We start from the raw sequence: 21,635 nt of genomic DNA, 5'->3' as shown, positions 1-21,635 counted from the left end.
GTAAGGCGTAGCCGCCACCCGGCGCTTTTGACGTTACCTCAAAATATTCTTCAACACTGGCCCAATTTTCTCAAACGCCTGCGGTGAAATGATATCCACGTGGGCGCAGTCCTGGCTGTACGCCTCCAGTTCCGCCACCCACGGCGCCCAGGCGGCCTGCGGATCCATCGTTCGGGTGCGCTCGGCGACGAACAGCGTCGCTTTGCCGTCAAACCGCGCGCTGTGCGCCGTGGTGAGCAGCCGCACCGCGTCGGCGTAGTTGCCTTCGATAGCATTAAACAGCTCGCTGGAGCCCTGCCCCTGCTGGGCGGCGATAAACGCCTGACGTTCCCGCTCGATCTCTGCCAGCACCGCCGGGTCCAGGCCGTTGGCCTCTTTCTCCGCCCAGTTCTGGGTTTCCGGCGGCCAGGTATCCAGCAGGCCGAGGAAGGCTACCTCTTCACCCTGCTCGCGCAGACGGGCTGCAATTCCTTGTGCCAGCGTACCCCCGAGGGAATAGCCGAACAGATAATACGGCCCTTGCGGCTGCTGCATACGCAGCGTATTCAGATGATGCTCAATCACTCCATCCAGATCCGCACACTGCTGCATCGGCCCGTCCGGACGCGGCGACTGAACGCCGACGATTGACCAGCGCGGGCTGAGGTAGCGCGCCAGCACGCTAAACTGCCAGGCAAAGCCGGAAGCCGGATGGAAGCAGAATAGCGTCGGGCCGTCGCTCTCGCGCAGCGGCAGCAGGGTTTCATACCCCAGACGCTGCGCCTGCTCGTCGCTCATCTGCGAGTCCAGCAGCGTGCTCAGCTTGCTCACCTTCGAGGCGACCATAATCTGCCCCGGCGTAACCTTGCGCTCGAACGCGCGGCTTAGCTGCGCGGCCAGGCGCATCGCCAGCAGCGAGTGGCCGCCGAGGGCAAAGAAGTCGGCCTCAATGTCGTTCACCTCGCAGCCCAGCAGCGCGGCAAACGCCTGCGCGACGGCGATTTCGGTTTCGCTTTCCGGCGCACGTCCGGAGGTTTTACCGGTCAGTTCCGGCAGCGGCAGCGCCTTGCGGTCAAGCTTCCCGTTCGCACTCAGCGGCAGCGCGCTGATTTGCAGAAGCACCACCGGCACCATATGCGGCGGCAGCTGTGCCTTGAGCGATTCGAGCAGCGCGTCGCGGTCCAGCGGTAAACCGGATTCGGAGACGACGTATCCCACCAGCTGGCGTGCATCGCCGCCCGTTGCCGCCGCCCGGTTGAACACGCAGGCGTGCGCCACGGCCTGAGCCACGTCCGGCAGCGACAGCATCGCCCGGTCGATTTCACCCAGCTCGATGCGCTGGCCGCGGATTTTGAGCTGGTCGTCGCTGCGGCCCAGATACTCCACCGCGCCGTTATCCAGCCAGCGGGCAACGTCTCCGGTGCGGTACATCCGCTCGCCCGGCGCAAACGGGTCGGCGATAAAGCGGCTGGCGGTGAGATCGGGGCGTCCCAAATACCCCTGCGCCAGCTGAATGCCGGTGAGATAGAGATCGCCCGCCACGCCGAACGGCACCGGGCGCATCATCGCGTCCAGAATGCGCAGCCCCGTGTTCCATACCGGGAAGCCGATCGGCACGCTGTTGCCCTCCACCGCCGCCAGCTCGGGACCAAACGCCGGATACCAGCTCACGTCCACCGCCGCTTCCGTCGGGCCATAGAGGTTGTGAAGCGGCGCATGGGTCAACTGCTCCCACTCGCGGCACAGTTCGGTTGGCAGCGCTTCGCCGCTGCAGAACACCTGCTTAAGGGTTTTACAGCACGCAACGTTTTCCGGCGTCAGCGAGGCAACAAACGCCGCCAGCATCGACGGCACGAAGTGGGTGGTGGTCACGCCGTACCGAGTGAAGAAGCTCTGCATCGCCTGCGGATCGCGGTGCGCGTCCGGCTCGGCCATCACCAGCTTCGCCCCGGCGATAAACGGCCACCAGAACTCCCACACCGACACGTCAAAGCTGCACGGCGTTTTCTGCGCCACCACGTCATGCGCCGCCAGCGGATAATGATCCTGCATCCACTTCAGGCGGTTAACGATGGCGGTATGGCCGACCATGACCCCTTTAGGGCGCCCCGTCGAGCCGGAGGTAAAGATGATGTACGCCGTCTGCTCCGGCTTTGCCAGTCGCAGCGGCTCAGCACCCGCAGCCGGTAACAGTGTGTTGTAACTAAACGTCGTAATCGGCAGATCGCTAAAGCGCTGAAGCTGTTCGTCGGTAGTAATGAGCAGGGACGGCTTCGCGTCCTCAAGCATCATCCGCAGGCGGTCGTCCGGGTAGCCAGTGTCGAGCGGCAGCCACGCGGCGCCCGCCTCCACAATGCCGTGCAATGCTAACGTCAGGAACACCGAGCGCGGCAGGGCCACCGCCACGCTGTCGCCCGGCTTCACGCCGCGCGCGCGCAGCAGGTTTGCCAGCGCGACCACCTGCTCGCGCATCTGACGATAGCTAAGCTCAATATGCGCGTCCGCCAGCGCAGGGGCGTCCGGCGTTTTGCTCGCCTGCTCCGCCACCAGATCCGCGAGCGTGGTGGACGGCAGCGCCAGTCCGGTATCGTTGATGCGGGCGAGCTTCGCGTATTCCTGCTCTGAAACGGTTTCCACTTCGCCGCAGCGCAGGTCCGGATTAGCCGCAAACTGCATTAGCATCGCGTTCAGACGCGCGACGTGTCGGGAAAGCGTCGCTTCATCGTAGCGCTGCTTATTGGCGAGGATCTCAATGCTCAACCCGCCCTGCTCGTCCGGGAACAGCGCCAGCTCAAGGTCGTTCACCGGTCCGGTTGCCAGCGTGTGGGTAATGGCCTCCACATCGTCGATATCCAGCTGATAGTCGAAGACCTTGACGTTCAGCACCGGGCCAAACAGCGCTTCATCACCCGCCGCTTTCCCGCCGTCGCGCACGATCTGCTCGGCGTCGTAGCGCTGGTGGCGGCGCATTTTTTTCAGCTGCTTCGCCAGGCGCAGCGCCAGCGAGGGCAGGCTCTCCTGCGGATCGATATTCACCGCCAGCGGCAGGACGTTGAGCACCGGCCCGGTCGCGGTGAGCGCCGCGGAGCCCATGCGGCGCATAAAGATAAACCCGGCGGCGTAGTCCAGACGTCCGGTGAGGCGGCCCAGCCACAGCGCCACCAGCGCGAGCGCCAGGTCGGTGCGCTGTACCTTTTCTGCCGCCTGCGCAAGCTGGCTAAAAGCACGACCGTCGGCGGCGATTTTCAGGCGCAGGATATCCGTTGTCGCGGCTCGGCCCGGCAGCGGCGTGGAGGAGAGCGAGACCGGAGAAGGCAGCTCCTTGCGCTGCTCTGCCCAGAAGGCACCGTCGCGCGCGTACGCCTCGCTGTCGCGATAGCGCTGATACTCGTCCACCACCTCGACAAACGGCGTAAACGGAGATGTGGGCGTAGGTTCGTCCTTTTTCCACGCGGCGTAAATCGCGGCGATCTGGCGGGTAATCGCTGGGAAACTGAAGCCATCCACCACCAGATGGTGATAGCGCTGATACCAGTACCAGTGGCTTTCACCGACCTGAATCAGCTGGTGAAACGCCAGCGGCTGACCGCTGTCGACGCGCAGATTCTGGTTAAGATCTGATTCCATCAGCGCCACGGCGGCGGCGTGAGAATCAACGCGAACAACGGACGGTTCCAGCAGAATGAAGGTCTCATCCACCCACTGCCACACCTCACCGTTTTCTTCTGCAAAACGCATCCGCAGGGTATCGGCCTGCATCATGCCTTCAGCAATCGCTTTTGCCAGCAGCGGCGCGTCGATATCGCCTTTCAGCTCGGTGTAGTGCGCCACGCTCCAGGCGTTTGGCAGCGTGGACAGCTGTTCCGCCATCCAGATCCCCGGCTGGGCGGCGACGAGAGGAAGACGGATCATGCGTACTCCCCCGCAAAGTGAGACGGCTCAAGCGTTTGCCAGTGCCCGACAAGCCACTGCTGGCATGCCTCCTGAGACTGTGCTTCACACACCACGTGCCACCCCGCCGGCAGTTCGCACTGCTGCGGCCACAGGCTGTACTGCCCCTGGTCGTTTTGCAAAATGGCGAACTGTCCCTGCGGATTATCGAAAGGATTGCTGAATTCCATACAGACTCCGTTAGTGAATTAGCGGCTGCCAGAGGGTCATCAGCCCCTGCGTCAGCCCACCGCGCCAGCAAAGCGCATCGTGTCCGCCGTCAACCTGACGCCAGATAACCGGTTGGTACGTGTTCAGCTCGACGTAAATCGCCTGATTCGCGCGGAAGATGAGCGGCTCGTTGCGCCCGGCTTCAAGAATGATGCGTAGCCCGCGAGGGGATATTTCACCGGCTTTAAGCTGTTCGATTAACAGCCCGTCCTGCTGCCCACCGCGGTGCGGCCACCAGAAGGACCCGGACTGGCTGAGCACGCAGCCAAAACGCTGCGGCCAGTTGAGGCCAGCATAAAGAGACGCGAGACCGCCAAAGCTCTGGCCTGCCACTACCGTACGGTCGGCACGGTCGCTAAACGGCACGCGTTTTTTAACAAGGGGGAGAAGTTCTTCCTGCACCGCCAGCCAGAAATCGGGATTGCACGGCAGCTCGCGGTTGCGATGCTCCATATCGATAACATCGATTAAGACGTAGACCGCAGGCGGTAATTTGCGCTCAGCGGTGAGAGACGCCAGCGCAGGCCAGACCGGCATGCTTTCGGCCCAGAACTGGCCGTCGAGCAGCACCGCCAGCGGGCGTTCCGAGCTATGATCCCCGGTGGTGAAAATCCAGACGCGACGGCGGTTGTTCAGGCGCGCGCTTTCCCACTCAATGCAGACCGGCGGCTGATACGGCGTATCGGGATGATTCCACCCCGGCTGAACGGGTGCTCCGGGCATCTCCAACGCGGAGACGGCATGGCCGCGCCCGCCGCGCCAGCTTTGCGGATTCAGCGGATCAGACACCGCGTGCGGCAGCAGTTTGCGCCAGCCTTCGCGCAGCGCCATGCGGTCCGGCTGCTGGCCTTCGAATACCGCGTCGGCAAAATCATTTTCATTCACGGAGGGGATAAAACAGTAGCTTCCGCGCCACTCGGGGCTGAACTCGCCCTGCCACTGCCAGACGTCGGTATCGGGCATGCGTTCGAGAGACTGCGGGCGGGCATTTTGGTGGTGATCGGTCACGCCGGTGACGTAGAGCCAGACGCGTTTGATCGGTGACGTTCTTTGCGTTCCTGCCGGGTCACGCCACCAGAACGTGACGCGATAGTTTCCCTTTTCCGGCTTCCATTCAGGCCCGTTTTTCGACTGCCACCACGCTTCACTTCCCGTTGTTAACGCCGTCACCCTTATAACCTCATGTTTAACAGTCTTTTTTGTTTCAGAGCAAATTTTATTGATAATATTATTGATAACTATTTGCATTTGCAATAGCGTAGTGCCCGCGCTGTGGGAAGCGCTCATAAAACAACCACAAAAGCAGGACGTACAATGAATAAGAAGATTCACTCTTTGGCCTTGCTGGTCAATTTAGGGATTTACGGCGTCGCGCTGCCCGCTCTGGCAGACGACAACACCGCCTCTGCGCAGCACGAAGACACGATGGTGATCACCGCCGCCGAGCAGAATCTGCAGGCGCCGGGGGTATCGACCATCACCGCCGATGAGATCCGTAAAAACCCGCCCGCGCGGGACGTGGCTGAAATCATCCGCACCATGCCGGGCGTTAACCTGACCGGTAACTCCACCAGCGGCCAGCGCGGGAACAACCGTCAGATTGATATCCGCGGCATGGGGCCAGAAAACACCCTGATCCTGATCGACGGCAAGCCGGTCACCAGCCGAAACTCCATCCGTCTGGGCTGGCGCGGCGAGCGTGACACGCGCGGCGATACCGGCTGGGTGCCACCAGAGATGATCGAGCGCATCGAAGTGATCCGCGGTCCGGCCGCCGCGCGCTACGGCAACGGCGCGGCTGGCGGCGTGGTAAACATCATCACCAAAAAATTCGACGACCAGTGGCACGGCTCCTGGAACACCTACCTGAATGCGCCTGAGCACAAGGATGAAGGGTCCACCAAACGCACCAACTTTAGCCTGAGCGGCCCGCTGGGCGGCGACTTCAGCTTCCGCATGTACGGCAATCTGGACAAAACCCAGGCCGACGCGTGGGACATCAACCAGGGTCACCAGTCTGACCGAACCGGTGCCTACGCCGACACGCTGCCCGCGGGCCGCGAGGGTGTAGAAAACAAAGACATTAACGGCGTGGTGCGCTGGGACTTTGCGCCGATGCAGTCTCTGGAATTTGAGGCGGGCTACAGCCGTCAGAACAACCTCTACGCCGGCGACACGCAGAACACCAACAACGACAACAGCTCCAGCGGTCTGGTGAAAAAGAACTACGGCAAGGAGACCAACCGTATCTATCGCCAGAACTTCGCGGTGACCTGGAACGGCGGCTGGGATAACGGCATTACCACCAGCAACTGGGCGCAGTACGAGCACACCCGCAACTCCCGTCTGGGCGAAGGGCTGGCGGGCGGTCTGGAAGGTCTGTTCAACAGCAATAAATTCACCGACACCGATCTGGCCGACGTGATGCTGCACAGTGAAATCAATCTGCCGATTGATTTCATCGTTAACCAGAACCTGACGCTCGGCACCGAGTGGAACCAGCAGCGCATGAAGGACTCGACCTCCTTCACCCAAACCCAGCAGGGCGGCGCGATCCCGGGAATGAGTAACGATCGCAGCCCTTATACCTCGGCAGAGATCTTCTCCCTGTTCGCTGAAAACAACATGGAGCTGACCGACAGCACCATGCTGACCCCTGCCCTGCGCTTCGACCATCACACCATCGTCGGCAACAACTGGAGCCCGTCACTTAACCTGTCGCAGGGTCTGGGGGATAACTTCACGCTGAAGATGGGGATCGCGCGCGCCTATAAGGCACCGAGCCTGTATCAGACCAACCCGAACTACCTGCTCTACAGTAAAGGCCAGGGCTGCTACGCCAGCTCCGACGGCGTGGGCTGCTACATGATGGGTAACGACGACCTGAAGGCCGAAACCAGCATCAACAAAGAGATTGGTCTGGAGTGGAAGCGCGACGGCTGGCTGGCGGGCGTCACCTGGTTCCGCAACGACTACCGCGACAAGATTGAAGCGGGCTACGCGCCGATTGGTCACACCTCTTCCGGTAAAGTGCAGACCGACATCTACCAGTGGGAAAACGTACCCAAAGCAGTCGTCGAAGGGCTGGAAGGCTCCCTGAACGTGCCGGTCAGCGACACGATCAACTGGACCAACAACATCACCTACATGCTGCAGAGCAAGAACAAGGAGACCGGCGACCGTCTGTCGATCATTCCGGAGTACACGCTGAACTCAACCCTGAGCTGGCAGGTGCATCAGGACGTGTCGCTCCAGTCGACCTTTACCTGGTACGGCAAGCAGCAGCCGAAGAAGTACAACTACAAAGGTCAGCCGGTGACCGGGTCTGAAAAAGACGAAGTCAGTCCGTACAGCATCGTTGGCCTGAGCGCGACCTGGGACATGACCAAAAACGTCAGCCTGACCGGCGGCGTGGACAACGTCTTTGACAAACGCCAGTGGCGCGCGGGTAATGCCCAGACAACCGGAAACACCACCACCGGTGCGTATATGTACGGTGCGGGTGCGTATACGTATAATGAACCGGGTCGTACCTGGTACATGAGCGTGAATACGCGTTTCTGATACAGGCAGTCACTCCCCCTCTCCCTGTGGGAGAGGGTCGGGGTGAGGGCGAGGTGAAAGCAAAACGGCAACCCCGTTGCCGTTTTTAGTGTTTGCTCCCTCTCCCCGTGGGAGAGGGCCGGGGTGAGGGCATCAGGCCGCACAACTCTGAAGGAAAAAACCATGCACACCACCCACAGCACGCTCATTCTCGCCGGCCACACCGTCCACCACGTTACCTTCGACCCAACCACCTTCACCGACACCGATCTCCTTTGGCTCCCCCACCACGCCGAGCTTTCAAACGCCGGGCGCAAACGCAAAGCCGAGCATCTGGCAGGCCGCATCGCCGCCGCGCATGCCTTACCTGACCACACCGTGCCCGGCATCGGCCCCAGCGGTGAACCTCTCTGGGCTGACGGCGTATCAGGGAGCATCACCCACTGCGGCACGCAGGCGATGGCGCTTGCCATCCGTCATCCAGATGCGCTTGTGGGTATTGATTGCGAAGCCATTCTTCCTGACCGTGAAGCCCGAGAAATTCAGGACGGCATCATTGATGCACAGGAAGCGATGTGCCTGAAGCGTTCGGGCTACCCCTTTGCGCTGGCGTTGACGCTGGCATTCAGCGCCAAGGAAAGTTTGTTTAAAGCCCTGTTCCCTGCGGCAAGGCGCTACATGGGATTCGACTGTGTACGGGTCACTGCGTTGAATCAGAAAACTATCGCGTTGACGCTCAGCCATCCGGCGGGCCGTTATCAGCAGGGAAAATGCTTTAGCCTCGCCTGGCAACGTGTTAATGAAGAGGTATATACCTTGATTGTCGTTCAGGAATAATGCTGCCCGTTTATTGCTCCCGGCAATTAAAGACTAAAAATAACGAAACTCTCACTCCCTACCATTTATAATAGCCACCAAAATCTTCCTGAAGCATTTAAACGTATGCAGGCGATTTTTTTCATAACAGAATTCAGTCATAAAACCTCGAGCCAGATCAAAAACACGAGGATAAAAAATCAATAAATACAAAATAAGTTATTTCAATTTTATATTTTCAGGAACATTATTCCTTCGCTGTTTTACATTATCTCGATGTGACTAAGGAAACATGACGTACTCAACTAACGCCACTAACAGAACAACATGAGCCCAGCCAGAAATGAAACATTGTCTGATACCGAGAATAAAACATATCAGCAAGCAGATAATTATTAGTACCCTCGCATTTTTTGGCTGTCTCTTTTTCGTTCATGCTAACGAAAATCCCTATGAGGATGACATGGATCCTTATCATTGGATGTAAACTCACCCCCAACAGACCGCACGCTGGTTAAATCAACGCTCAAACCAGACGGTTAACATGCTCCGCGCCCTTCCCTGGCGAAACGTTCTGGCGAAAAGGTTGAGCGAGTTAGTGAATACGGCCCCCACTATTTCAGACATTTATGATGCGGGAGACAATCGTTTTTATCTCCGCTCATCGGTCGAACATCCCTACCTGCGGCTGTTTGTAAAACAAGCGGGAAAGCCTGAACGTGTGCTCATCGATCCGCCTGTGGGTTATGGGATTAACTTTTTCATTCCTTCACATGATGGTCGCTTCGTTGCCGTTGGGCGCTCACGAAATGGAACGGAAAGCACGGATATCACGGTGATCGGAGTGGCTGATAACGTGGTATTAGACACTCGCATCCCCGCCGTTCGCTACCCCAATGTTGTCTGGGCCGCAGATAATCAGTCCTTTTATTACAGCCTGAACACTACAACTCAGGATTCAGGACGGCAGACCTGCGGCAAGGTCTATCTCCACCATATAGAAAGCAACAACGATATTATGACGTTTGACTGGCGCACCATTCCAGAACTCGCACAGCAGTCCTGCGAAAACGTTAATCTTTACGCCTCCCCTGATTCTGACTACCTGATTGTTAACGTGTCAAAATCCATTAGCGGTTATGGCAGCTCTCTTTTTTCCGCTAAAAAAGACGCAGATGGCAACGGCACGCTCAACTGGATCAGGATTGTTGATCCCGATGAAAATGTTTCTGCCTTTGTTTATTCCGGGGAGTGGATTTATCTGGCGAGCTATAACGCCTCCTCAGGCTATGATATTTCACGCATCAATCTAGCGGCTCCTGCCTCCACCAAAGAACCCGTGATGAGCTGGTCGAACGGAGAGTTAACACAATTAAGCCTGAGCAGGGATTCACTTTATGTGGCTTATCATAACGCCGGAAGCAGTAAATTCACGCGTATTCCGTTTGCTGATATCAGTAACCACCAGGCAATTCCGGTCCCTGCAGATGAAGACGTGAGTGCGATATTTGCCAGCAGCGATAGTCAGGACATTCTCTTCACCCGCCAGGGCTGGCTGAAGCCCCCCGTCATTTATCATTATCAACCTGCGGACAACATTATCCAGAAAACAGAGTTAATACCGCCGTTAAGCCAGCCCCTGACAGACTATGTGACGGAAGAAAAATGGGTCACTACAGCAGACAATATTCGCGTCCCACTGACTCTCATATACCGTAAAGGCATTGCGCGCGATGGTTCGGTCCCTACCTGGTTGACGGCTTATGGCGCGTACGGCGTGAGTACGTTTCCTTCATTCGATCTGACCCGTCTGCTCTGGCTGGAACAAGGCGGTATTCTCGCTATCGCGCATGTACGCGGAGGCGGTGAAATGGGCCCTGAATGGCACGAAGCAGGAAGAGCAGATAAGAAAGAAAATTCCATTACCGATTTTATCCGTTGCGCGGAATATCTTATCGACAGTCGCTACACCTCACCGTCAAAACTGGCAATCGGGGGTGAAAGCGCGGGGGGAATTATCGTGGGTATGGCGATGACCCGTCGCCCGGAACTGTTTGCCGCTGTGGCCATAGACGCAGGGATGCTCAATACCAGCCGACTGGATAACATTCCGATAGGCGTGATGAACTATGACGAACTGGGATCGCCGCTGACGCCGCCTGGCAGGCTAAACTTACTGAAAATAGATGCTTACCGGCATCTGGTACCTGAAAAACGTTATCCTCCCGTGCTGTTAACCGTGGGCCTGCATGACCAGCGCGTTTCCCCGTGGCAAACAGCAAAATTCGCCGCCCGTTTAGAGGAAATAGGCTCGCCGCGCAGCGTGCTGGTTCTGGCTTACCGTCAGGGAGGACACAGTGCGGCAACCTATGCCGAGGCCGATTCAAAATTAGTCGACACGGTAAGCTTCTTTATTTGGAAAACCGGTCTTCACGTTCAGGATAGATGATAGCGGCACCCGTTACGGGTGCCCTGTCATTCATACACGTAATGACTCAAACATCCGGGAACATCACGCTATTCCCCGGCGCTTCCCTGTGCAGATGGATAAAGTTCAGATGCCGTTCATACTGATCCAGAATGTCCGTAATTACCTGCTCCTTGCTGTAGTCCATCAAATCGTTCCCCTGGCTCCCTTCCAGCAGGAAGGTCTCCAGCCGGTAGTAGGTCGATTTCCCACTGCGCGCCCGGTAGGTAAAGCCGGGGACCGAGTACTGCTGCGGCCAGATCTGGTAGACAAAGTTCTGCTCGTCGCCCATGTGCACCAGCAGGTCCAGGTGCCCAAGGGTCTCGCCCTCCTCCGGCGGCAGGTTTTTCAGCTCCACGTAGGCACCGCGCAGCTTCAGCTCCTGCGCCACCTCTTCCATGGCGGGGAAGCAGACCGTCTCCATCATCTGTTTGGTGTAGCGCGTGCCCGGGTAGTTCATCAGGCGCGACAGACGTTTCTTCCAGCTCAGGCGGTCCTGCGCGCCCATCGGACGCGGCGCGGTGTCGCGGCTGGCGCTGACGCGGCGGTAATCTTCCACCTTGAGGGACTTATACAATCCGGCCATCACGAAGAAGATAACGAAGCTGAACGGCAGCCCCATGATCACCGTGGTGTTCTGCAGCGCAGAGATGCCGTTGGTCATCAGCATACCGAGCGTCAGCAGGCCGATGGCGACGGACCAGAAGATGCGCAGCCAGTTCGGGGCATCGCTGTTGATGTCTTTGAGCTTCGAGGTGAAGTTGCCCAGCACCAGCGCGCCGGAATCCGCCGAGGTGACGTAAAACAACAGGCCGGTAATAGTCGCCACGGAGGCGCTAAAGGTGAACGCTGGATACTGCGCCAGCAGGCTATAGAAGCCGCGCTCCGGGTGCGCCATCGCTTCCTGCGCGAAAGTAGCATTGCCGTGGATAATCTCGTGCAGCGCGCTGTTGCCGAACACCGACAGCCACAGCAGGGTAAAGGTGAACGGGATGATCAGCGTGCCCATCACAAACTGGCGGATGGTGCGGCCACGTGAAATACGCGCCAGGAACAGGCCAACGAACGGCGACCACGCGACCCACCACGCCCAGAAGAACAGCGTCCAGTTGTTCATCCACTCTACAGGGCGGTCGAAGGCGAAGCTGTTCAGCGTCATGCCCATAAAGCGGTTCACATAGTCGCCCACGTTCAGCACTAAGGCATTGAGCAGGAACGAGGTATCGCCCATAAACAGCACGAACAGGATCAGGCCCAGCGCCAGCGCCACGTTCAGTTCGGAGAGCACGCGGATGCCCTTATCGACGCCCGACGTCACCGAGATGGTGGCGATAATGACGGAGAGCGCAATCAGCGCCGCTTTCGCCGCCATCGAATCCGGAATATCAAACAGCACGCTCAGCCCGTAGTTAAGCTGCACCACGCCAATCCCGAGCGTCGTCGCGATACCGAAGATGGTGCCGATCACCGCCGCAATGTCGACGCTGTGGCCAATCGGGCCGTTGATCTTTTTACCGAAAATCGGGTACAGCGCGGAGCGGATGGTGAGGGGCAAATTATAACGATAGCTAAAGTATCCCAGCGCCATGCCCATCAGGGCGTACATTGACCAGCCGGTCAGGCCGTAGTGGAACAGCGTCCAGACCATCGCCTGGCGCGCGGCCTCCATCGTCTGCCCTGCCCCTTCCGGCGGCTGCATATACTGCGTGACCGGTTCCGCCACGGAGAAGAACATCAGGTCAATGCCGATGCCCGCGGCAAACAGCATTGCGGCCCAGCTCAGCAGGCTGAACTCGGGCTTTGACTGCTCAGGCCCGAGCTTCACCGAACCGAAGCGCGAGCAGGCAATGCAGACCACGAAGACGATATAGAGCGTCGCCGCCAGCAGATAGTACCAACCGAAGGTCTTCGACACCCAGTTCAGGGTGCGCCCAATCCACTCGGCAGAAAAATCGCGAAAGAAGATCGTTGTCAGGGAAAACAACAAAATCAGCCCGGCAGACGTATAAAAAACGACTGGGTTGATTTTGTCTTTTTCTCTGTCCTGTGAAAGGTCTGTCATCCAGTATCCCCACTGTTTTTGTAACTATTAAAATCCAAATCCGCAACAATTAAGACACATTTTATATTGAACGTCCAATCAAAAACCGCTTTAATGGTTAACCAACGCTGATGAATGGAGTGGCAAAAATGCCCAAAGTGGGGATGCAGCCGATCCGGCGCAGGCAGCTTATCGACGCCACGCTGGAAGCAATAAATGAAGTGGGAATGCATGACGCGACGATCGCGCAGATCGCCCGTCGGGCAGGCGTTTCCACGGGGATCATCAGTCACTATTTCAAAGACAAAAACGGTCTGCTGGAAGCAACCATGCGCGACATCACCGGCCAGCTGCGCGACGCGGTATTGAGCCGCTTACGCGCCCTGCCGAACGCCAGCGCGGAGCAGCGACTGCAGGCGATTGTCGGCGGCAATTTTGATGAAACCCAGACCAGCGGCGCGGCAATGAAGGCCTGGCTGGCCTTCTGGGCAAGCAGCATGCACCAGCCGATGCTCTACCGCCTGCAGCAAGTGAGCAGCCGCCGCCTGCTGTCGAACCTAGTGTACGAGTTCCGCCGCGAACTGCCGCGCGAACAGGCCGAAGAGGCGGGCTACGGGCTGGCGGCGCTGATCGACGGGCTGTGGCTGCGCGCCGCGCTAAGCGGCAAGCCGCTGGATAAGACCCTGGCCCAGTCACTGACCAGCCACTTTATCAGCCAGCATTTACCGACCGAATAACCGAGGAGAATTTATGTCCCGAATGGCAGAACAGCAGCTTTATATCAATGGTGGTTATACATCGGCCACCAGCGGTCGCACCTTCGAGACCATCAACCCGGCCAACGGTGAAGTCCTGGCGAGCGTACAGGCCGCCGGGCGCGAAGACGTCGATCGCGCCGTAGAAAGCGCAACGCGCGGGCAAAAAGTCTGGGCGGCGATGACCGCCATGGAGCGCTCGCGCATCCTGCGTCGCGCCGTCGATATCCTGCGCGAACGCAACGACGACCTGGCAAAGCTGGAAACCCTCGACACCGGTAAAGCGTATTCCGAAACCTCAACCGTGGATATCGTCACCGGTGCGGACGTGCTGGAGTACTACGCGGGGCTGATCCCGGCGCTGGAAGGCAGCCAGATCCCCTTGCGCGAGAGCTCATTCGTCTACACCCGCCGCGAGCCGCTGGGCGTGGTGGCGGGCATCGGCGCGTGGAACTACCCGATCCAGATCGCCCTGTGGAAATCGGCCCCGGCGCTGGCGGCGGGCAACGCGATGATCTTCAAGCCAAGCGAAGTGACGCCGCTTACCGCTCTGAAGCTTGCCGAGATCTACACCGAAGCGGGCCTGCCGGACGGCGTGTTTAACGTCCTGCCGGGCGTGGGCGCGGAGACCGGCCAGTACCTGACCGAGCATCCGGGCATCGCCAAAGTCTCCTTCACCGGCGGCGTCGCCAGCGGCAAAAAGGTGATGGCCAACGCCGCGGCCTCGTCCCTGAAAGAGGTGACGATGGAGCTGGGCGGTAAATCCCCGCTGATTATTTTCGACGATGCGGATCTCGATCTCGCCGCAGACATCGCCATGATGGCCAACTTCTTCAGCTCCGGCCAGGTGTGCACCAACGGCACCCGCGTGTTCGTGCCCGCGAAATCTAAGGCCGCGTTTGAGCAGAAAATCGTTGAGCGCGTGGGCCGCATCCGCGCGGGCGATCTGTTCGATGAAGCTACCAACTTTGGTCCGATGGTCAGCTTCCCGCACCGCGACAGCGTGATGCGCTACATCGCCAAAGGCAAAGAGGAAGGCGCGCGCGTGCTGTGCGGCGGCGACGCGCTGAAGGGCGAAGGCTTCGATAACGGCGCGTGGGTGGCCCCGACCGTGTTCACCGACTGCACCGACGAGATGACCATCGTGCGCGAAGAGATCTTCGGCCCGGTGATGTCCATCCTCACCTATGAGTCCATTGAGGAAGCGATTCGCCGCGCCAACGACACCGACTACGGGCTGGCGGCAGGCATCGTCACGGCCGACCTGAACCGCGCCCACGGCGCCATTCATCAGCTCGAAGCGGGCATCTGCTGGATCAACACCTGGGGTGAATCCGCCGCAGAGATGCCGGTCGGCGGCTACAAGCACTCCGGCATTGGCCGCGAGAACGGCGTGATGACGCTGCAGAGCTACACCCAGGTGAAGTCCATCCAGGTTGAGATGGGTAAATTCCAGTCCATATTTTAACCGGGAGGTTTATTTGCAATTTGACTACATCATTATCGGGGCCGGCTCTGCCGGCAACGTGCTGGCTACACGACTGACTGAAGATCCGAACACCACCGTCCTGCTGCTTGAAGCAGGCGGACCGGATTACCGCTTTGACTTCCGCACCCAGATGCCCGCCGCGCTGGCGTTCCCGCTGCAGGGCAAGCGCTACAACTGGGCGTACGAAACCGAACCAGAGCCGTACATGAACAACCGCCGCATGGAGTGCGGGCGCGGCAAAGGGCTGGGCGGCTCGTCGCTGATCAACGGCATGTGCTACATCCGCGGTAACGCGATGGACCTCGACCACTGGGCAAAAGAGCCGGGTCTGGAGCACTGGAGCTACCTCAACTGCCTGCCCTACTACCGCAAGGCCGAGACGCGCGACGTGGGGCCGAACGACTACCACGGCGGCGACGGTCCGGTGAGCGTCACCACCTCGAAACCGGGCGTGAACCCGCTGTTTGAGGCGATGGTGGAGGCGGGCGTGCAGGCGGGCTATCCTCGCACCGACGATCTTAACGGCTATCAGCAGGAGGGCTTCGGCCCGATGGACCGCACGGTCACGCCGCAGGGCCGACGCGCCAGCACCGCGCGCGGCTATCTGGACCAGGCGAAACCGCGTCCGAACCTGACCATCCGCACCCACGCCATGACCGATCGCATTCTCTTTGAGGGCAAGCGCGCGGTGGGCGTCGAGTGGCTGGAGGGTGAAAGCACCATCCCATCCAAAGCGACGGCAAAAAAAGAAGTGCTGCTGAGCGCCGGGGCGATTGCCTCCCCGCAGATCCTCCAGCGCTCCGGTGTGGGCGACGCTAACCTGCTGAAGCAGTTCGATATCCCGCTGGTGCACGATCTGCCCGGTGTGGGCGAAAACCTGCAGGATCACCTGGAGATGTACCTCCAGTACGAATGCAAAGAGCCGGTCTCCCTCTACCCTGCCCTGCAGTGGTGGAACCAGCCGAAAATTGGCGCCGAGTGGCTGTTTGGCGGCACCGGCGTGGGCGCGAGCAACCACTTCGAAGCGGGCGGGTTTATCCGCAGCCGCGAAGAGTTTGAATGGCCGAACATCCAGTACCACTTCCTGCCGGTGGCGATTAACTACAACGGCTCGAACGCGGTGAAAGAGCACGGCTTCCAGTGCCACGTCGGATCCATGCGTTCGCCAAGCCGTGGGCACGTGCGCATCACGTCGCGCGATCCGCACCAGCATCCGGCGATCCTGTTCAACTATATGTCCCACGAGCAGGACTGGCAGGAGTTCCGCGACGCGATCCGCATTACCCGCGAGATCATGCACCAGCCCGCGCTGGACAAGTACCGGGGGCGCGAAATCAGCCCAGGTATCGAATGCCAGACCGACGAGCAGCTGGACGAGTTCGTGCGCAACCACGCCGAAACCGCCTTCCATCCGTGCGGCACCTGCAAGATGGGCTATGACGAGATGGCGGTGGTTGACGGCGAAGGCCGCGTTCACGGACTGGAAGGCCTGCGCGTGGTGGATGCGTCGATCATGCCGCAGATCATCACCGGCAACCTGAACGCCACCACCATTATGATCGGCGAGAAGATTGCCGACGCCATTCGCGGACGCGAGCCGCTGGCGAAGAGCACGGCCGCGTATTATGTGGCGAACGGGGCACCTGTTCGTCGCTGAGGATATTTCCCCTCACCCTGGCCCTCTCCCCATAGGGGAGAGGGGATCCCCCCCCTTCAAAAATTTATTTTTATTTTCCTGCATCCAGTTTCCACCCGCCCCTCGTATATCAGTCTGTGAGCAACCCCTTTGCTCCCCAATCCGAGGAAAGATGATGAAAAAGCTAACCCGTGTTGCATTCGTAACCAGCGCTTTACTCTTCTGTGCAGGCGCATCAGCCGCCATGACGTCAGGCTCCGTGATGGTAGGCGGAGCGGAAATGTTCCCGAGCAAAAATATTGTTGAAAACGCCATAAACTCGAAAGATCACACCACGCTGGTGGCCGCCGTCAAAGCGGCTGGACTGGTGGATACGCTTCAGAGCAAAGGGCCATTCACCGTGTTTGCGCCGACCAATGCGGCGTTTGCGAAATTGCCTGCCGGCACGGTCGAGAACCTCGTCAAACCCGAAAACAAAGCCACGCTCACCAGCATCCTGACCTATCACGTGGTCGCCGGTAATTACGATATGAAAGCGCTGGAGCAGAAAATTAAACAGGGCGGCGGCCACGCGGAGCTGAAAACCGTTAACGGTCAGCCGCTGTGGATCATGAGCAACGGCCCGCACAATATTCAGCTTAAGGATGGTAAAGGCAATGTGGCGAACATTAGCACCTATGACGTTCATCAAAAAAACGGCGTGATCGATGTGATTGATACCGTCCTGATGCCTAAGTAGTTGTCTATACTTCGGAAGTGTGACGTTGCCTTCCGGGAAAAACATGGATAACGCGCAGGCTGAACAGCAACTGAAATTAATGCAGGCGGTCGCAAACGGCGATCGCCGTGCATTTGAACAACTTTATCGACTCACGTCGCCACACCTGTTTGCCGTCGCGCTGCGCATGCTGCGTGACCGCGCGTGGGCAGAAGAGATCCTTCACGACTGTTTTATCACCGTCTGGAGTAAAGCCGAAACCTACAACGCTGCACTGAGCTCCCCGATGACCTGGCTTACGCACATTGTGCGCAACCGCTGTATTGACTGGCTGCGCAGCGGGCAAACCCGCGCTGCCGACCGCGAGACGGCGTATAACGAAGCGATTCTGCCTTGCGAGAACGATGAGCAGAATAACTGGCACGACGATGTGCAGGCAGAACGGCTCAGGCAGTGTCTCGAACATTTGAGCAGCGAACAGCGCCAGAGCATTACGCTCGCCTACTATCAGGGAATGTCTCACAGCGACATTGCCGACTGGCTCCAACAGCCTCTGGGCTCGGTGAAAAGCTGGATACGTCGGGCAATGGACCATCTTCGGGAGTGTGTCGGGCTATGAATGACGCAGAAAAACGCGACGACATGCTGGCAGCAGAGTATGCCCTCGGCACGCTGCGGGGAGGAGCGCGGCTTCAGTTCCAGAAAAGGGTCCTCCATGAACCCGCTCTGGCCGCCCGCGTGGCGTACTGGCAGGAAATGTTCAGCACGCTGGATAGTCATCTTGTGCCCGTCTCTCCACCCGAGACGGTATGGAAGAGAATCGCCCTCGATCTGCCGCCCAAAAAGCCTTTACGCAAAAGTCGGCCTTATGTCGGCTGGATGGCTGCGGCCTCCCTCGCCGCCCTGTCGGTCGTTGCCTGGTATGCCATCCGTACCCCGGAACTTGCTCCGCTGATGGTACTCAACGATACCCAACAGCACGGACAGTGGGTCGTCAGCGCGGACGCCAGCCGTCAGCACCTGAGCATTGCCCCTCTTCGACCAACGGCCGTCGCGGCGCAACACAGCCTGCAGCTTTGGCTGATCCCAGGCGGGCAGGCGCCGGTATCCATGGGGCTGTTGCATAACGATATACCCACACGCGTCACCCTCAGGAACACAACGCTCCCTCCTGACGCCACGATAGCCATAAGCCTTGAACCAGAGGGCGGATCGCCCACTGGACTCCCCACAGGCCCGGTGCTTTACAGTGGCAAATTGTAATCCTCAGGCCCTGTTCGCAGGGCCGCTATCGTGACCCCATTTCATTTATATACTATTCTCGGTTACCTATAAGAATTAAATATTAAGCCTGCAATTAATTTAATTATTAAAAAACGACATTGACAGACTCTTCCGCACTCCATTAAGTTTTAAACGAACATCATTTTACTCCCGATACACAATATATCAAAAACCCGCATTAATGAATTTGTCATTATTCATTGACGCTTCTCTGCCTTTTATTTTTTGCATCACTCAATAGCGAGATAAGATCATGAATAATAGTGCAAACAAGGTTGTTGTCATTACCGGTGCCAGCAGCGGTATTGGTCAGGCGATTGCCCTCCATTTAGCGAATAACGCGTTTTCGCTGGTGCTGGTGGCGCGCCGTCTGGACAGAATTAATGCCCTGGTGGATCAGATTATTCAGCAAGGCGGCAAGGCTATTGCCGTTAAGGCCGATGTCACCCGTCAGGAAGAGGTGCAGCGCGCCATTGACGCTGCTGTTGCCGCCTACCAGCGCGTGGATGTGCTGATCAACAACGCGGGCTTTATGGCTATCGCCCCCCTCAGCGAGCTGAAAACCGACGAATGGGACAAGATGATTGATACCAATCTGAAAGGGGTACTGTACGGCATCGCTGCCGCTTTCCCGGTGTTCCAGCGTCAGGGCAACGGGCATTTTATTAACGTTGCCTCCGTCGCGGGCATCAAGGTGCTGGCGCCTGGCGGCGTGGTGTACAGCGCCACGAAATTCGCCGTCCGCGCGCTGAGTGAAGGCTTACGTCAGGAGGCGGGTAAAACCCTCCGCACGACGCTTATTTCGCCCGGCGCCGTTGAAAGCGAACTGCAATTCGGTAGCTCTGACGAAGAGAGCAAAAAATTTCTCCATGAGTTTTATAAGCAGGCTATTCCGGCTGAAGCAATTGCCCGCGCGGTTTTATTTGCTATTGAACAGCCTGGCGACGTTGATATTAATGAAATTGTTGTTCGTCCGACGCAGGAAGAATTTTAGCCAGCGTTAAATAATACTGAATGAGGTGTCAGTATGATTAAATTATTAACATCCTTATCAGATCTCAATATGCGAACGGGTGCCGATATTCTCCTTGAAGTGCTGGAGAGTGAAGGCGTGGAATATATTTTTGGCAACCCCGGTACCACCGAGCTTCCGCTCATTGATGCCCTGCTTCGCCATGAAAATATTCACTATATTCTGGCGCTACAGGAGAGCACCGTGGTGGCAATTGCTGACGGATATGCGAAAGCCTCCGGCAAAACGGGCTTTATCAATTTGCATACCGCCAGCGGTCTGGGGCACGGCATGGGGAATCTGATTAATTCGCGGATCATGAAAACCCCGCTGGTGGTCACCGTCGGACAGCAGGATACGCGGCACTACGTCCGCGATCCGCTGCTGTATGATGATATTGTTTCCATTGGCTCCCCGGTCATGAAATGGGCGCAGGAGGTCACCAGCGCCGACCAGCTCCCGGTACTGGTACGCCGCGCGTTTCACGCTGCCAGCTATCCTCCGGCCGGTCCGGTGCTGCTCTCTCTGCCAATGAACGTGATGGAAGAGCTCAGCGACGCCGGGATACAAACGGCCTCTAAAGTGAACTACCACACCGTGGCGGGCTCGCTGGACGAACTGGCCGAAGAACTGAGCCAGGTTACGCCCGGCAGGATCATGATTGTGGCGGGCGATGAGGTGCACTCCAGCGGCTCGACGCAGGAGATTGTCCAGCTGGCGGAAGCGCTCAGCGCCCACGTCTACGGCTCCTCCTGGCCGCTGAATTTACCTTTTCCCACTCAGCACGCCCTCTGGCGGGGCAATATGCCCACCACCGCCAGCGAAATCGCCAGCATCATCAACGCCTACGATGCCGTATTCATCATCGGCGGCAGAAGCCTGATCACCATTTTGTACAGCGAGGGCGAGGCCATTCCGGCGACCTGCGCGGTGTATCAGCTCTCGGCGGATATGCACGAGCTTGGCCGCACCTATGCCACTCGCCTTTCGGTGATGGGGGATATCAAACTGTCCCTGCACGAACTTTTGCCAAAGCTTAAGCAGCGCCTGATCGCCAGCACGCTGGCCCACCAGCGGCTGCTGGTTGCAGCCCGTGACGAACGGGAGAAGGAGTGGCAGCAGCAGGAGGAACGTCTGGCCGCCGAGCGGCTACGCCCGGCGATCTCACCGATGGTCGCTGCCTGGGAAGTCATCCGGTCCATTCCGGCGGGTACCACCATCGTGGATGAGGCGATAGCGACCGCCCGGCATGTCCGCCGGTTCATCTCTGACCAGCAGCACCAGCGCTACTACTTTATGCGCGGCGGCGGACTGGGCTGGGGGATGCCTGCCTCAGTAGGGCACTCGCTGGGACGCGGACGGGAGCCGGTGGTCTGCCTGATAGGTGACGGAGCCTCCCTGTACTCGCCGCAGGCGCTCTGGACGGCGGCACACGAAAATCTGCCGGTCACCTTTATCGTCATGAATAACAGGGAGTACAACATCCTGAAAAACTTTATGAAGAGCCAGGCCGACTACAGCTCAACGCGGCTGGGGCGTTTTATCGGGATGGACCTGGTGAACCCGCATATCGATTTTCAGTCGCTGGCCACCGCCATGGGCGTCCACTGCTGCCGGGTAACCGAGGCTGCAGATATCGCCGAAGCGGTAGCGCGCGGGCTACAGTCAGGAAAAACTAACCTGATAGAAATCGCGATTTCCGCGGATTAGCCGCGCGTTTACGCTGTACCCTAC

15 protein-coding genes and 1 pseudogene are annotated in these 21,635 nt (G+C 58.6%); 12 read left to right on the top strand and 4 right to left on the bottom strand.

All coding sequences use genetic code 11. The features are described 5' to 3' along the window. Window positions 1–33: 33 nt before the first annotated feature. Genes entF through fes form a run of 3 tightly spaced genes read right to left on the bottom strand, consistent with a single transcriptional unit; the run spans window position 34 to window position 5,310 of the window. Window positions 34–3,891 (bottom strand): enterobactin non-ribosomal peptide synthetase EntF, encoded by a 3,858-nt coding sequence (entF, locus tag AC0TOY_RS21540; protein WP_473722536.1) that lies wholly within the window; start codon window positions 3,889–3,891, stop codon window positions 34–36. Continuing rightward, window positions 3,888–4,100, bottom strand: coding sequence for an MbtH family protein (locus AC0TOY_RS21535; protein WP_061715786.1), 213 nt, complete (start codon window positions 4,098–4,100; stop codon window positions 3,888–3,890). Before AC0TOY_RS21535 ends, entF begins: the two co-directional genes overlap by 4 nt. Window positions 4,101–4,110: 10 nt before the next feature. Then, window positions 4,111–5,310, bottom strand: coding sequence for an enterochelin esterase (gene fes, locus AC0TOY_RS21530; protein WP_473722534.1), 1,200 nt, complete (start codon window positions 5,308–5,310; stop codon window positions 4,111–4,113). Between the two features lie 144 nt (window positions 5,311–5,454). Here fes and AC0TOY_RS21525 point away from each other — a divergent pair, with 144 nt between their 5' ends. From AC0TOY_RS21525 to AC0TOY_RS21510, 4 genes and pseudogenes are all read left to right on the top strand, one after another. After that, a complete protein-coding gene (locus AC0TOY_RS21525; protein ID WP_473722532.1) occupies window positions 5,455–7,704 on the top strand; it encodes a TonB-dependent siderophore receptor in 2,250 nt (749 codons plus the stop codon). Window positions 7,705–7,866: 162 nt separating this feature from the next. Further along, window positions 7,867–8,520 carry an enterobactin synthase subunit EntD gene (gene entD, locus AC0TOY_RS21520; RefSeq protein ID WP_473722530.1) on the top strand — a complete coding sequence of 218 codons (654 nt, stop codon included), beginning with the start codon at window positions 7,867–7,869 and terminating at the stop codon, window positions 8,518–8,520. Between the two features lie 487 nt (window positions 8,521–9,007). Continuing rightward, window positions 9,008–10,084, top strand: a pseudogene (locus AC0TOY_RS21515) (beta-propeller domain-containing protein); the annotation flags it as partial. 66 nt (window positions 10,085–10,150) lie between these two features. After that, entirely contained in the window at window positions 10,151–10,948 is a 798-nt protein-coding gene (locus AC0TOY_RS21510) for a prolyl oligopeptidase family serine peptidase (RefSeq protein ID WP_473722684.1), read from the top strand. Window positions 10,949–10,994: 46 nt separating this feature from the next. On the opposite strand, the gene betT is transcribed toward AC0TOY_RS21510, so the two are convergent. Beyond that, complete coding sequence (betT, locus tag AC0TOY_RS21505) at window positions 10,995–13,028, bottom strand: choline BCCT transporter BetT (RefSeq protein ID WP_024906970.1); 2,034 nt, start codon at window positions 13,026–13,028, stop codon at window positions 10,995–10,997. Between the two features lie 128 nt (window positions 13,029–13,156). On the opposite strand from betT, the gene betI reads away from it, so the two are divergent. From betI to AC0TOY_RS21465, 8 genes are all read left to right on the top strand, one after another. After that, window positions 13,157–13,744 (top strand): transcriptional regulator BetI, encoded by a 588-nt coding sequence (gene betI, locus AC0TOY_RS21500; RefSeq protein WP_029741650.1) that lies wholly within the window; start codon window positions 13,157–13,159, stop codon window positions 13,742–13,744. 13 nt (window positions 13,745–13,757) lie between these two features. Continuing rightward, window positions 13,758–15,230 carry a betaine-aldehyde dehydrogenase gene (gene betB / locus AC0TOY_RS21495; RefSeq protein ID WP_473722529.1) on the top strand — a complete coding sequence of 491 codons (1,473 nt, stop codon included), beginning with the start codon at window positions 13,758–13,760 and terminating at the stop codon, window positions 15,228–15,230. A gap of 13 nt (window positions 15,231–15,243) precedes the next feature. Continuing rightward, entirely contained in the window at window positions 15,244–16,908 is a 1,665-nt protein-coding gene (gene betA / locus AC0TOY_RS21490; protein ID WP_473722528.1) for a choline dehydrogenase, read from the top strand. 154 nt (window positions 16,909–17,062) lie between these two features. Further along, window positions 17,063–17,626 carry a fasciclin domain-containing protein gene (locus tag AC0TOY_RS21485; protein WP_024906966.1) on the top strand — a complete coding sequence of 188 codons (564 nt, stop codon included), beginning with the start codon at window positions 17,063–17,065 and terminating at the stop codon, window positions 17,624–17,626. A gap of 43 nt (window positions 17,627–17,669) precedes the next feature. Continuing rightward, the gene (locus AC0TOY_RS21480) at window positions 17,670–18,224 is read left to right on the top strand and encodes a sigma-70 family RNA polymerase sigma factor (protein WP_248272910.1); all 555 of its coding nucleotides are present in this window, start codon (window positions 17,670–17,672) and stop codon (window positions 18,222–18,224) included. After that, entirely contained in the window at window positions 18,221–18,868 is a 648-nt protein-coding gene (locus AC0TOY_RS21475; RefSeq protein WP_024906964.1) for an anti-sigma factor, read from the top strand. Before AC0TOY_RS21480 ends, AC0TOY_RS21475 begins: the two co-directional genes overlap by 4 nt. A 274-nt stretch (window positions 18,869–19,142) precedes the next feature. Continuing rightward, a complete protein-coding gene (locus AC0TOY_RS21470) occupies window positions 19,143–19,883 on the top strand; it encodes an SDR family oxidoreductase (protein ID WP_473722526.1) in 741 nt (246 codons plus the stop codon). Between the two features lie 33 nt (window positions 19,884–19,916). Beyond that, on the top strand, window positions 19,917–21,611 hold the full coding sequence (locus AC0TOY_RS21465; RefSeq protein ID WP_473722525.1) for a thiamine pyrophosphate-binding protein: 1,695 nt from the start codon (window positions 19,917–19,919) through the stop codon (window positions 21,609–21,611). Window positions 21,612–21,635: the final 24 nt, after the last annotated feature.

It is taken from the genome of Enterobacter sp. PL_is379 (assembly GCF_055817355.1).
This window is presented reverse-complemented; position numbering and strand designations above follow the sequence as displayed.

Coding starts and splice junctions, on each gene's coding strand:
- betI (WP_029741650.1), top strand. CDS start 13,157: ATGCCCAAAGTGGGGATGCAGCCGATCCGGCGCAGGCAGCTTATCGAC.
- betB (WP_473722529.1), top strand. CDS start 13,758: ATGTCCCGAATGGCAGAACAGCAGCTTTATATCAATGGTGGTTATACA.
- AC0TOY_RS21480 (WP_248272910.1), top strand. CDS start 17,670: ATGGATAACGCGCAGGCTGAACAGCAACTGAAATTAATGCAGGCGGTC.
- betT (WP_024906970.1), bottom strand. CDS start 13,028: ATGACAGACCTTTCACAGGACAGAGAAAAAGACAAAATCAACCCAGTC.
- AC0TOY_RS21470 (WP_473722526.1), top strand. CDS start 19,143: ATGAATAATAGTGCAAACAAGGTTGTTGTCATTACCGGTGCCAGCAGC.
- AC0TOY_RS21485 (WP_024906966.1), top strand. CDS start 17,063: ATGAAAAAGCTAACCCGTGTTGCATTCGTAACCAGCGCTTTACTCTTC.
- entF (WP_473722536.1), bottom strand. CDS start 3,891: ATGATCCGTCTTCCTCTCGTCGCCGCCCAGCCGGGGATCTGGATGGCG.
- AC0TOY_RS21525 (WP_473722532.1), top strand. CDS start 5,455: ATGAATAAGAAGATTCACTCTTTGGCCTTGCTGGTCAATTTAGGGATT.
- AC0TOY_RS21535 (WP_061715786.1), bottom strand. CDS start 4,100: ATGGAATTCAGCAATCCTTTCGATAATCCGCAGGGACAGTTCGCCATT.
- AC0TOY_RS21475 (WP_024906964.1), top strand. CDS start 18,221: ATGAATGACGCAGAAAAACGCGACGACATGCTGGCAGCAGAGTATGCC.
- entD (WP_473722530.1), top strand. CDS start 7,867: ATGCACACCACCCACAGCACGCTCATTCTCGCCGGCCACACCGTCCAC.
- AC0TOY_RS21465 (WP_473722525.1), top strand. CDS start 19,917: ATGATTAAATTATTAACATCCTTATCAGATCTCAATATGCGAACGGGT.